Genomic DNA, 11595 nt, shown 5'->3' on the forward strand with positions numbered 1-11595 from the left:
GGCGTGGGGCACGCCGGGGAAGCGATCCAATCTAGGTTTCGAGCCAGGATTCTGATCTAATCGAGTTTCTGATTAAATCGGACCTCCCGGCTCGGGGGATGAGGCAGGCGCGATCTGCGCGCCGTTCCGGTGGATGACATTATGGCGGCAGTGATCAAGAAGGTCGGCGTGATCGGCGCGGGTCAGATGGGCAATGGCATCGCGCATGTCGCGGCGCTGGCCGGTTTCGACGTGGTGCTCAACGACGTCTCGGCCGACCGGCTCAAGTCGGGCATGGCCACCATCAATGGCAATCTGGCGCGCCAGGTCTCCAAGAAGGCCGTCAGCGAGGACGACAAGACCAAGGCGATGGCGCGCATCAAGCTCGCCGAGAAGCTCGACGACCTCGCCGATTGCGACCTCGTGATCGAGACCGCGGTCGAGAAGGAAGAGGTCAAGCGCAAGATCTTCCACGAGCTCTGCGCGGTGCTGAAGCCGGAGGCGATCGTCGCCTCCGATACCTCCTCGATCTCGATCACGCGGCTAGCCGCCGCCACCGACCGGCCCGAGCGCTTCATCGGCATTCACTTCATGAATCCGGTGCCGCTGATGGAGCTGGTCGAGCTGATCCGCGGCATCGCCACCGACGACCAGACCTTCGAGGCGTCCAAGGAATTCGTCTCCAAGCTCGGCAAGCAGGTCGCGGTCTCCGAGGATTTCCCGGCCTTCATCGTCAATCGTATCCTGCTGCCGATGATCAACGAGGCGATCTACACGCTGTATGAAGGCGTCGGCAATGTCGAGGCCATCGACGCGGCGATGAAGCTTGGCGCGCATCATCCGATGGGCCCGCTCGAGCTCGCCGATTTCATCGGCCTCGATACCTGCCTGTCGATCATGCAGGTGCTGCATGAGGGCCTCGCCGACTCCAAATATCGCCCGTGCCCGCTGCTGGTGAAATACGTCGAGGCCGGCTGGCTCGGTCGCAAGACCCAGCGCGGCTTCTACGACTACCGCGGCGCCAAGCCGGTTCCGACGCGCTGATCCAATTTCCGGTGCCGTAGGGTGGGCAAAGGCGCAAAGCGCCGTGCCCACCATCTCTCCAATGATGCGGTGGAAATTGGTGGGCACGCTTCCGCCTTCGCTCTTCGAGCTACGGCGGACAAGCCGCTTTGCCCACCCTACGGCGCTCTCGCCCTCCGGCCGCGCATCCGCACCGTGACAATTCATGTCGCATTAACCCATCGCCCCTAGGCTGCGCCCGGTAAGAGGGTTTGCGTAATGGACATGATGGCGATGGTCAGCACCATGCTGGCCGCTCAGCAAGGCGCGCTGCAGTCGAATATCACGGCGACGCTGATGAAGCAGAATGCGGACGCGGAAAAATCCACCGTCCTGACGCTGCTCGGCGCTGGTCAGCCCTCGCTCGCCAATGTCGGCGCCGGCGTCGGCGGCAACCTCAACGTCACCGCTTAAGACACACCGCCTAGAGCGACGCGGCGGCCTTGCCCGTCGCAGCCCGGATCAGCTTGAGCGCGTCCTCGCTCGCCCATTCCGCCGGCCCCGCGATCGTCGCGATCTCGCAGCCCTGCGGGTCGACCAGCACCGAGGTCGGCATGCCCAGGGCCCGGCCTATGGCTTTAAGATCCTGGAAAACCTTGGCTTTCTGATCGCTAAAATAGCCGAGCCGGGTCAGATTGGCCTCTTTCAGGAACGTCTTGGGCTTCTCGGCGTCGCGGGTGTCGATGTTGATCGCCACCACCTCGAAATTCGGGCCCGAAAGCTTGCCCTGGAGCTCGTCCAGCGCCGGCATTTCCTTGCGGCAGGGCACGCACCAGGTGGCCCAGAGGTTGACCAGCAGCGTCTTGCCGCGGAAATCGGACAGCTTCTTCGGCTTGCCGTCAGCGTCCTCGAAGACCAGGTCGGGCAGTTTTAGCGGCGCGCTCGCCACGGTCAGGGCGGCCAATTCTCCATGGGCGAGGGGAGCGATTTTTTGCGCCGTTGCCACCGCGGCCCGGCAGGCCGGATCGCCTGAGGGCGCCCGGTTCAGGCCCAGCCCGTACAGCGCGGCGAAGCCGGCCAGCCCCCCGATCGCCACAGTGGCGATGACGAGGGGGATCCGGCGCGTGGCGGAGGGCGTCTTGTCGAGCATATCGTTTGTCATCCGGTCGCAGATATGGCTATCAGGGGCCTCTTAATACGGCTGGCTCCGGCCAGCAAACGTGCGGCAGCAGCGGCAAGCAAGGCGTGAGCAGGGGATCATGAGCAACAAGATGTGGGGCGGCCGGTTCTCGGAGCGCCCCGATGAGATCATGGAAGAGATCAACGTCTCCATCGACGTCGATCGTCACCTCTTTGCCCAGGACATTGCCGCATCCAAGGCGCACGCCGCGATGCTTGCCGCGCAGGGCATCATCACGGGCTCTGATGCGAAAAATATCGGCAAGGGTCTAGACACGATTTTGTCAGAGATCGGCAAGGGCGGCTTCACGTTCAAGCGCGCGCTCGAAGATATCCATATGAACGTCGAGAGCCGCCTGTCCGAGCTGATCGGCCCCGCCGCCGGCCGGCTGCACACCGCGCGTTCGCGCAACGACCAGGTTGCGACCGATTTCCGTCTCTATGTCCGCGACGTTCTCGACGAGACCGATGCCGCGCTCGCCGCATTCCAGGCCGCGCTCGTCAATCGCGCGCTCGAACATGCCGCGACCGTCATGCCCGGCTTCACGCATCTGCAGACCGCGCAGCCCGTGACCTTCGGCCATCATCTGCTTGCCTATGTCGAGATGGCCGCGCGCGACCGCGGTCGTTTCCAGGACGCCCGCAAGCGGCTCAATGAATCGCCGCTCGGCGCCGCCGCGCTCGCCGGCACCTCGTTCCCGATCGATCGCCACGCCACCGCGAAGGCGCTCGGTTTCGACCGCCCGATGGCGAATTCCCTCGATGCGGTCTCCGATCGCGACTTCGTGCTGGAGACGCTGTCGGCGGCCTCGATCTGCGCCGTGCACATGTCGCGCTTTGCCGAGGAGATCGTGATCTGGACCTCGCCGCTGGTCGGTCTCATCCGCCTCAGCGACAAGTTCACCACGGGATCCTCGATCATGCCGCAGAAGCGCAACCCGGATGCCGCCGAGCTCGTGCGCGCCAAGACCGGCCGCGTCATCGGCGCGCTCAACGGCCTCCTGATCGTGATGAAGGGCCTGCCGCTCGCCTATCAAAAGGACATGCAGGAGGACAAGCAGGGCGCGATGGAGGGCTTTGCTGCCCTGTCGCTCGCGATCCGCGCCATGACCGGCATGGTCCGCGATCTCGTGCCCGACGAAGCGAAGATGAGGGCGGCGGCGGGCGAGGGCTATGCCACCGCGACCGACCTTGCCGACTGGCTGGTGCGGACGCTGAAGATGCCGTTCCGCGACGCCCACCACGTCACCGGCCGTATCGTGGCGAAGGCCGCCGAGGGCGGCGTGGCGCTACACGAGCTGCCACTGAAGGAGATGCAGGCGATCGAGCCAAAAATCACCAAGGACGTGCTCGGCGTGCTCTCGGTCGAATCGTCGGTGAAGAGCCGGACCAGCTACGGCGGCACCGCGCCGAAGAACGTGGCGTCGCAGGCCAAGGCCTGGGCGAAGCGGCTGGAAAAAGAGCGAAAATTGGGCTGAGGGCAAAATTTCGCTTATGTTTCATGGTCATCCGGCTCTCGCCAGAGCGTGCCAATCTCTGTATGGTGCGGCCCGCGTAGTGGGGATTTCGTCGTGACGTCAAAGTTTCGCCCGGCCGGCTCGGGGTGGGCCATCATTGTCTTGAGCCTGACGGCGCTCGCGCTTGCCGGCTGCGGCCGCAAGGGCCCGCTGGATCTGCCGCCGACCGCCTCCAGTGCATCCACGGCCAATGTCGCAGCTCCAACCGACACCGAGACCGAAGCCCAGAGGACGCCGAGCGTGTTCAATCCCGGCTACGGTGCGGACGCAGCGCCTGCCGCCGCCAAGGGCAAGAAGAAATCGTTTATCCTCGACCCGCTCCTGGACGAACCTCCCGGCAAAAAATGAGCCGGGATAGCTGAGCCGACGCCATGAACCATTTTGACTATCGCAACGGCGTGCTGCACGCCGAGGCCGTGAACCTGTCCGAGCTGGCCGCAACCGTCGGTACGCCGTTCTATTGCTATTCGACCGCGACGCTCGAGCGGCACTACCGCGTCTTCGCCGACGCCTTCGCCGGCGAGAAGGTGCTGGTCTGCTACGCCATGAAGGCGAATTCCAACCAGTCGGTGCTGCGCACGCTGGCCAAGCTCGGGGCCGGCGCCGACGTGGTCTCCGGCGGCGAATTGAAGCGCGCGCTGGCCGCCGGCATCCCCGCCAGCAAGATCCTGTTCTCCGGCGTCGGCAAGACCGAAACCGAATTACGTGCCGCGCTGGCCACCGACATCCTCTGCCTCAACGTCGAATCCGAGCCCGAGCTCGAGCTGTTGTCGCGGCTTGCGACCGAGATGGGCAAGACCGCGCGCATCTCTGTGCGCGTCAATCCCGACGTCGATGCCGGCACGCATGCCAAGATCTCGACCGGCAAGTCCGAGAACAAGTTCGGTATTCCGATCGCCTATGCCCGCGAGGTCTATGCGCGCGCTGCAAAACTTCCGGGCATCGAGGTCACAGGCACCGACGTGCATATCGGCAGCCAGATCACCGATCTCTCCAAGATGGAGACCGCGTTCCGTATCCTCTCCGAATTCGTGCAGACGCTGCGCAGCGACGGCCACAACATCTCGCATGTCGATTTCGGCGGCGGCCTCGGCATTCCCTATTACATGGACCGCGAGGCGCCGCCGGCGCCCGACGCCTATGCCGCCATGGTCAAGCGCGTCAGCCACAATCTCGGCTGCACGCTGATGTTCGAGCCGGGCCGCATGATCGTCGGCAATGCCGGCATCCTGGTCGCCAGGGTGATCTATGTGAAGCACGGCGACGGCAAGAATTTCGTCATCATCGACGCCGCCATGAACGATTTGATCCGCCCGACGCTGTACGAGGCGCATCACGACATTCTGCCGGTGACGCAGCCGGCCGCGGGCGCCGCCACGATCATGGCCGACGTCGTCGGCCCGGTCTGCGAGACCGGCGACTATCTCGCACTGGATCGCACGCTGCCGACGCCGAAGCCTGGCGATCTCATCGCCATCATGACCGCGGGCGCCTATGGCGCGGTGCAGGCCGGCACCTACAACACGCGGGCGCTGGTGCCGGAAGTGCTGGTGAAGGGCGATCAATACGCCGTGGTGCGCCCGCGTATCGAGGTCGAGCAGCTGATCGCGATGGACACGCCGGCGCCGTGGTTGTGAGGGATTGAGGGGCGGTAAGGCCGCGCCTCATCCTCGCTGTCGTCCCCGCCTAGTGCGCAATTGCGCACGGGGGGCGGGGACCCATAACCACAAGAAGTGGTTGTTTGGCTAAGCTGTAACTCCGAGTCCCCGTTACCATATCAGCCTGTGGTTATGGGTCCCGGGCTCGCGCTTCGCGCGCCCCGGGACGACGAGCTGAGTGTGTGGCGCTACTTCCCGGCCAATCCACCTTTCGCGCCGCCAACCACAACCCCCGCCTTCTTCTCGATCGGCTTGATCGCCGCGGTGAAATCGGACTCGGCGCCTTCCGCGCTGATTACGGTCTCCCATAGCCGTCCGACCGCGTCCGCGACCTCCATCGACAGGCCGAGCGACTTCATCTCCTCCAGCGCCAGCCGCACGTCCTTCACCATCAATCCGGTGGCGAAGCCGAAGTCGAACGTTCGCGGCAAAACCGAGCGCGGAAACTTGTCGCGGCTCGCGGTGTTCATGCCGGAGCCGGCATTGATGACGTCGATCATCACGGCGGGATCGAGCCCCGCCTTGACGCCCATCACCACCGCTTCCGAGGTCGCCACGATCGCGGTCGCCGACAGGAAATTGTTGGCGAGCTTCATGGTCTGCGCCGCGCCCGGCTTCTCGCCGATGAAGAACACTTTTCCGATCACGTCGAGCGCGGGCTTGAGCAGCTCGAACTCGGCTTTGGGCCCTGAGACCATCACCGCCAGGGTGCCCTTCTCGGCGCCGCCGACGCCGCCGGAGACGGGGCAGTCGATCTGCACGATGTCGCGTTTTGCCAGCAGGCCGTGGATCTTCGCCGCCATCGTCGAGCCGACGGTGGAGAGATCGATGAAGCGTCTGGCGCGGCTCCCTTCGATCACGCCGTTTGCTCCCGTGGCGACCTCGAGCGACGCCTGCAGCGAGGGCAGGCTCGCCATGACCGTCTCGACCTGGTCGGCAACGTCCTTCGGCGAGGTTGCAGCGGTGGCACCGCGCGCCACGAGCTTGTCGACGACCTCCTTGCGCGTGTCGAACACGACGAGCTTGTGCCCCGCCTCGATCAGCCGCCGCGCCATCGGGAAACCTATGTTTCCGAGGCCGATGAATCCGATGTGCATGGTGTTTCCTTCTTTCTTCTTCGTTGTTCGTTGGATGTGAAACGGCGATCATTCTCCGCTCGTCGTCCCGGGCTCGCGCTCGGCACCCCCCGGGACGACGGCGGAGAGAGGTCGGCCTCACGCCTTGCCGTCGATCTCCGCGAACACCTCGCGCGCGATGCGAAAGCTGTCGACTGCGGCCGGCATGCCGCCATAGATCGCGACCTGCATCAGGATCTCGCGGATCTCGTCGCGGGAGACGCCGTTGGTCAGCGCGCCCTTGAGATGCGCGCGAAACTCGTGCTGGCGGTTGAGGATCGCGATCATGGCGATGTTGAGCATGCTGCGGGTCTTGCGCGGCAGCTCCTCGCGGCCCCACACGGTGCCCCAGCAATATTCGTTGAGCATCTCCTGGAACGGACGGTTGAAATCGTCGACGTTCTTCAGGGCATTGTTGACATAGGCCTCGCCCAGCACCGCTTTGCGGACTTCCAGGCCCTTGTCGTGCATCTTCTTGTCCATGGCGTTCCCTCTATTTCCCTTGCGTTTCCCTTGGGAATGGCGCGTGGAAATTACGGGGTTGCGCCCGGCCAGTCACGTCCTCGTGTTATGCGGGAAAAGGGGTCTCTCCCGTACCGGAACGGATGCCTCAGTGCTGCCGTTGTGATACGCTTCTCTACCGGGCAACCTGGAGAATTGATTGAACGGCGTCACCCCCGACCCGTCAGACCCGATCCGCGATGGCGACGCTCTGTCGCGGCTGAAGCTGACGCAGGCCCTCGATCGGGCTATTTATGCCATCGCGTGGGAACGTGCCTGGCCACATCTGGCGCGGGTGTTGACTGTCGTTGGCCTGTTCCTTGTGGTGTCGTGGGCCGGCCTCTGGCTGGCGCTGCCGTCCGTCATCCGTGCCATCGGTCTCGTGGTTTTTGCCGGCGCCGCAATCGCCGCTCTGGTCCCGCTGCTTCGTTTCCGCTGGCCGGGCCGCGACGAGGCTCTGAGCCGGCTCGACCGTGGCTCCGGTATCCGTCACCGCCCGGCGACGACGCTGACGGACACGCTGAGCTCGAAAGACCCGGTTGCGCTGGCGCTGTGGCAGGCGCAGCGCGAGCGCACGCTGGCTTCGCTCAAGCGCATCCGTGCCGGCTTGCCGCATCCGCGCCTCGCCCTGCACGATCCCTGGGCGCTACGCGCGCTGGTCATGGTGATGCTGGTCGCGACCTTCTTCGCCGCCGGCGACGAACGCGCGATGCGGTTGGGTGCCGCGTTCGACTGGAACGGCGTGCTGGCGCCGACCAACGTCCGCGTCGATGCCTGGATCACCCCGCCGCTCTACACCGGCAAGCCGCCGGTCATCCTGTCGGCCGCCAACAAGGAGGCCGCAGCGCTGCCTGCCAGCGGCCCACTCGCAGTTCCGGCCGGCTCGACCCTGATCGTGCGCTCCTCCGGTAGCAGCCTCGATGTCGTCACCTCCGGCGGCCTCAAGGAGGTTGCGCCCAGCGAGGCCGCGCCGAAGGGTACCAACGAGAAGCATTTTACCATCACCGGCGACGGCACCGCGCATGTCCGCGCGCCCTCCGGCCAGCCGCAATGGGCCTTCGCGGCGACGCCCGACCGCCCGCCGACGATCGCGCTCGCCAAGGATCCCGAGCGTCAGGCCTACGGCGCGTTGCAGCTCTCCTACAAGATCGAGGACGATTACGGCGTCACGGGCGCCGCCGCGCAATTCGTTCCGCGCGCAACCGAAGACAAGGACGGAACCAAGGACGCGGACGGCAAGGCCGCGCGGCCGCTGTTCCAGCCGCCGCAATTCGCGCTGACCCTGCCCAATGCGCGGACCCGCAACGGCGTCGGCCAGACCGTGAAGGACCTCAGCGAGGATCCTTATTCCGGTGCGGACGTGACGCTGACGCTCACCGCCAAGGACGAGGCCGGCAACGAGGCGAAGAGCGAGCCCTTCAACATGCGCTTGCCGGGCCGGCTGTTCACCAAGCCGCTCGCCCGCGCGCTGATCGAGCAGCGCCGCATCCTCGCGCTCGACGCCAACAAGAATTCCGACGTCTACGCCGCGCTCGACGCGCTGATGATCGCGCCCGAGATGTTCACGCCGGAAGCCGGGCAGTATCTCGGTCTGCACAGCGTCGCACGCCAGCTCGAGGCGGCGCGCACCGACGATTCCCTGCGTGAGGTCGTGGCGAGCCTGTGGGCGCTTGCGGTGACGATCGAGGACGGCAACATCAGCGACGTCGCCAAGGCGTTGCGCGCGGCGCAGGACGCACTCAAGCAGGCGCTTCAGCGCGGCGCCAGCGACGAAGAGCTCAAGAAGCTCATGGACAATCTGCGGACCGCGCTCGACAATTACATGCGCCAGTACGCGCAGCAGATGCGCAGCAATCCGCTGGCGCGGCCGGCCATCGGCCTCGACGACCAGATGAAGCGCATCGAGCGGCTGATCCAGCGCGGCAATCGCGAAGCGGCGGCGCGCGAGCTGGACCGCCTGGCCCGCGCGCTGGAAAATCCTCCGGGGCCGCCCAGCGCCGAGCAGAAAGAGATGGACGAGATTGCGCGCGAGCTGAACGACCTGCTCCGGGAGCAGAACGCGCTTCGCGACGAAACCGACCGGCAGAGCAAGGACTCCAAGCGCGGCCAACGTACCAAGCCTCTGCCGCCCAAGGTTGCGGAGATCCTGCGCAAATCGAGAGAGCTGCGGCAGAAGACGCGCGGCGCGACCAGCGATCAGCTGGAGGACCTGGCAAGGCAGCAGGACGCCTTGCGCGAAGAGCTCAGGACCTGGCGTGAATCCCAGGGAGCGAGATAGCTCATGAAACACACCTCAATCTGGCAGAACGGCAAGGTCGCGCGCGGAAGGCTCGCCACGGCTTGTCTCGTGCTTATGCTGTCCTGTTCCACGGCTTCGATTGGCCTCGCCCAGTCGTCGCGCGCCGACCAAAAGAGTCTGGATGCACTGCTCGACAGCGCCGAGCGGTCGATGAAGCAATCCGCCGACAACCTGAAGGACAAGAACTCGGACGAGAGCATTGGCCAGCAGTCCCGGGCGATCCGGGACATGGAGAAGTATCTCTATCCCGATCCGAACGATCCCTCGGCGTCGCGCGAAGGGTCGCAGGATACGCAGGGCCGGCAGGAGCAATTGAAGAAGCGGCTGGAGGCCCTCAAGAAGAAGCTCGCCGAGATGGGCTTGCAGCAGGATGGCCAGAAAGGCCAGCGCGGGCAGAAACAGCCGGGGCAGCAGGGCCAACAAGGTCAGCAGGGCCAAGGTCAGGGTCAGGACGGCGACCAGGATGGCGATGACGGCTTCGACGCCGCCGAGAACGCCATGGGAGATGCCGGCAATCAGATCGGCGAGGGCGATGCCGACGGTGCGACGGCATCGCAGGGCAAGGCCATCGACGCCCTGCGCAAGGGCATGCAGGATCTCGCCGACGCGCTCGGCGGGCAGCAGAACGGCGAAGGCCAGGATCCGGGCGACGGTGACGGCCCCGGTCAGGCTGTCGGCCGCCAGCAGAGCGGCGGCGAACGGACCGACCCGCTGGGCCGGCCACTGCGCGGCAAGGAATACAGCGACGACTACACGGTCAAGATTCCCGGCGAGATCGATGCCCAGCGCGCGCGCCGCATCCTCGAAGAGCTCCGCCGCCGCCTGAGCGATCCCGCGCGTCCGCAGATCGAGCTCGATTACCTCGAGCGTCTGCTGAAGGATTTTTGACGTCACACTCGGTGTCATCGCCCGCGCAGGCGGGCGATCCAGTATTCCAGAAACGGTTGTGATTGAATGAGAGGCCGCGGCGTACTGGATGCCCCGGTCAAGGCCGGGGCATGACAGCGGAATACGCCGTGCCGCTACGCCTTCTTCGCTGCCAGCGCGTCCGCGACCGCCGTACGGATGTCGGCCACCGAGAACGGCTTGGTCACGACGTCATGCACCAGCGCATTCAAATTCGAGGCGCGCTCGCGCTGGTCGGCAAAGCCGGTCATCAGCAAAATGGTCAGGTCGGGGAAATCGCGCGCGGCGGAGAGCGCCAGCGCGATGCCGTCCATCACCGGCATCTGGATGTCGGTGAGCAGGAGATCGAACGCGCCGTTCTCGCGGGTCAGGATTTCCAGCGCCTCGGCGCCGTCCTGCGCGGTGACGGTCTCGTGGCCGTCCATGGCGATAGCGCGCGCAACCAGCTGGCGCATCGAGTCCTCGTCGTCGGCGATCAGGATTTTCGGCATGAGACCAACCTTGAGACCAATCTTGGGACCAGCCTCCCGTGCGGGATATGCAAAATCGATTATACGCTGCCGCCGGCAATGTCGCGCCGGTTGAAGAAGCGAACGTCGATATTGCGACCCTCCGGCGGCGGCGAGGCCAGGCGCGAGCGGAAGAAGGCGCGCTCACCCGGCTGCAGCACGGTCTGCTCCAGCACGGTGTTCCAGGCGTAGATTTCCGCTCCCTGCGCGTCGCGCACCGCAAAGCGCAGCCGCGGGATATCGAGCGGCTTCTTGCTTTGACCCACGATCACGCCCTCGATCACCAGCACCTGCTTACCGTCCACGGTCTCGCTGGAGAGCTTGACGTCCTTGAACGCCAGCCCGCGCAAATTAACTTCGAGTCCGACCATCTTGTAGAACGCCGCCGTCTGCGGCAGCAGTCGGACCATGTCGCCGCGCCAGATGACCAGCGCCAGCACCAGCGCGCCCATGGCGGCGCAGGCGGTCGGCAGACCGAAATGGGATTTTCGCGGAGCCTCGGTGGGGGCCTGACGCCTCACCCGCGCCCCGCGGCGGCTGAACAGGCTGCGGAACCAAGACTGGTGCTGCGCGCCGACGACGTCATCCTCGGCGGCGCGGGCCGCCGCTGACCATTCGTCCTCGGTCGCCTGGGCGTCCTCGGCCGGCCAGTCGCTGGCGATCGAGGGGCTGTCGACGACAGGCGTGTCAGCGGCGCCGTCGTCCCTGGCGTAGGAGTTCCACTGATCGGCGAGGTCGGACTGGTCGTCGGCCTGGCTGGCGGCCGCCATGGCCGGGACGGACGCCTCCTCGATGGCATCCTCGGCATAGGCGACCCAGGTCTCCTTGCAGCGGGAGCAGCGGACCGTTCGTCCGTTCGCCCCCAGGCTCGCGGGCTTGATGGCGTAGGATGTCGTACAATGGGGGCAGACGATATGCATGGACACGAGC

General features: G+C 65.6%; 12 protein-coding genes. 7 read left to right on the plus strand and 5 right to left on the minus strand.

Features of this window, described 5'->3' with window-relative positions:
* Positions 1-141 precede the first annotated feature (141 nt).
* Entirely contained in the window at positions 142-1023 is an 882-nt protein-coding gene (locus AB4Z51_RS24815; protein ID WP_063985792.1) for a 3-hydroxybutyryl-CoA dehydrogenase, read from the plus strand.
* 237 nt (positions 1024-1260) lie between these two features.
* Complete coding sequence (locus tag AB4Z51_RS24820; RefSeq protein ID WP_014491648.1) at positions 1261-1455, plus strand: hypothetical protein; 195 nt, start codon at positions 1261-1263, stop codon at positions 1453-1455.
* Between the two features lie 10 nt (positions 1456-1465).
* Here AB4Z51_RS24820 and tlpA read toward each other — a convergent pair whose 3' ends face one another.
* Complete coding sequence (gene tlpA / locus AB4Z51_RS24825; protein WP_063985791.1) at positions 1466-2131, minus strand: thiol:disulfide interchange protein TlpA; 666 nt, start codon at positions 2129-2131, stop codon at positions 1466-1468.
* 109 nt (positions 2132-2240) lie between these two features.
* Between tlpA and argH the strand changes: the two genes are divergently transcribed.
* The 3 genes from argH (at position 2241) to lysA (ending at position 5314) form a co-directional block, all read left to right on the plus strand.
* Positions 2241-3638: an argininosuccinate lyase gene (gene argH, locus AB4Z51_RS24830; RefSeq protein WP_135216224.1), complete on the plus strand. Its 1398-nt coding sequence runs from the start codon at positions 2241-2243 to the stop codon at positions 3636-3638.
* Positions 3639-3731: 93 nt separating this feature from the next.
* Complete coding sequence (gene lptM / locus AB4Z51_RS24835) at positions 3732-4025, plus strand: LPS translocon maturation chaperone LptM (RefSeq protein ID WP_063985789.1); 294 nt, start codon at positions 3732-3734, stop codon at positions 4023-4025.
* 23 nt (positions 4026-4048) lie between these two features.
* A complete protein-coding gene (lysA, locus tag AB4Z51_RS24840; RefSeq protein WP_085401935.1) occupies positions 4049-5314 on the plus strand; it encodes a diaminopimelate decarboxylase in 1266 nt (421 codons plus the stop codon).
* 209 nt (positions 5315-5523) lie between these two features.
* Here lysA and AB4Z51_RS24845 read toward each other — a convergent pair whose 3' ends face one another.
* Both AB4Z51_RS24845 and AB4Z51_RS24850 read right to left on the minus strand, forming a co-directional pair.
* Positions 5524-6432, minus strand: a complete 909-nt coding sequence (locus AB4Z51_RS24845; RefSeq protein ID WP_441498192.1) for an NAD(P)-dependent oxidoreductase — start codon at positions 6430-6432, stop codon at positions 5524-5526.
* A 117-nt stretch (positions 6433-6549) separates the two neighbouring features.
* The gene (locus tag AB4Z51_RS24850) at positions 6550-6933 is read right to left on the minus strand and encodes a carboxymuconolactone decarboxylase family protein (RefSeq protein ID WP_014491654.1); all 384 of its coding nucleotides are present in this window, start codon (positions 6931-6933) and stop codon (positions 6550-6552) included.
* Between the two features lie 178 nt (positions 6934-7111).
* Between AB4Z51_RS24850 and AB4Z51_RS24855 the strand changes: the two genes are divergently transcribed.
* Both AB4Z51_RS24855 and AB4Z51_RS24860 read left to right on the plus strand, forming a co-directional pair.
* Complete coding sequence (locus tag AB4Z51_RS24855; RefSeq protein ID WP_085401937.1) at positions 7112-9229, plus strand: TIGR02302 family protein; 2118 nt, start codon at positions 7112-7114, stop codon at positions 9227-9229.
* Between the two features lie 3 nt (positions 9230-9232).
* A complete protein-coding gene (locus tag AB4Z51_RS24860; RefSeq protein WP_071909343.1) occupies positions 9233-10138 on the plus strand; it encodes a DUF4175 family protein in 906 nt (301 codons plus the stop codon).
* 134 nt (positions 10139-10272) lie between these two features.
* On the opposite strand, the gene AB4Z51_RS24865 is transcribed toward AB4Z51_RS24860, so the two are convergent.
* Positions 10273-10647 carry a response regulator gene (locus AB4Z51_RS24865; protein ID WP_028147294.1) on the minus strand — a complete coding sequence of 125 codons (375 nt, stop codon included), beginning with the start codon at positions 10645-10647 and terminating at the stop codon, positions 10273-10275.
* A gap of 59 nt (positions 10648-10706) precedes the next feature.
* On the minus strand, positions 10707-11585 hold the full coding sequence (locus AB4Z51_RS24870; RefSeq protein WP_085401938.1) for an MJ0042-type zinc finger domain-containing protein: 879 nt from the start codon (positions 11583-11585) through the stop codon (positions 10707-10709).
* Positions 11586-11595 lie beyond the last annotated feature (10 nt).

It is taken from the genome of Bradyrhizobium sp. 2TAF36, assembly GCF_052114925.1.
GTDB lineage: Bacteria > Pseudomonadota > Alphaproteobacteria > Rhizobiales > Xanthobacteraceae > Bradyrhizobium > Bradyrhizobium barranii.

What these genes read in the sequence shown, in the direction of transcription:
- AB4Z51_RS24815 (WP_063985792.1), top strand. Translation starts at nt 142, where the DNA reads ATGGCGGCAGTGATCAAGAAGGTCGGCGTGATCGGCGCGGGTCAGATG.
- AB4Z51_RS24820 (WP_014491648.1), top strand. Translation starts at nt 1,261, where the DNA reads ATGGACATGATGGCGATGGTCAGCACCATGCTGGCCGCTCAGCAAGGC.
- tlpA (WP_063985791.1), bottom strand. Translation starts at nt 2,131, where the DNA reads ATGCTCGACAAGACGCCCTCCGCCACGCGCCGGATCCCCCTCGTCATC.
- argH (WP_135216224.1), top strand. Translation starts at nt 2,241, where the DNA reads ATGAGCAACAAGATGTGGGGCGGCCGGTTCTCGGAGCGCCCCGATGAG.
- lysA (WP_085401935.1), top strand. Translation starts at nt 4,049, where the DNA reads ATGAACCATTTTGACTATCGCAACGGCGTGCTGCACGCCGAGGCCGTG.
- AB4Z51_RS24845 (WP_441498192.1), bottom strand. Translation starts at nt 6,432, where the DNA reads ATGCACATCGGATTCATCGGCCTCGGAAACATAGGTTTCCCGATGGCG.
- AB4Z51_RS24850 (WP_014491654.1), bottom strand. Translation starts at nt 6,933, where the DNA reads ATGGACAAGAAGATGCACGACAAGGGCCTGGAAGTCCGCAAAGCGGTG.
- AB4Z51_RS24860 (WP_071909343.1), top strand. Translation starts at nt 9,233, where the DNA reads ATGAAACACACCTCAATCTGGCAGAACGGCAAGGTCGCGCGCGGAAGG.
- AB4Z51_RS24865 (WP_028147294.1), bottom strand. Translation starts at nt 10,647, where the DNA reads ATGCCGAAAATCCTGATCGCCGACGACGAGGACTCGATGCGCCAGCTG.
- AB4Z51_RS24870 (WP_085401938.1), bottom strand. Translation starts at nt 11,585, where the DNA reads ATGCATATCGTCTGCCCCCATTGTACGACATCCTACGCCATCAAGCCC.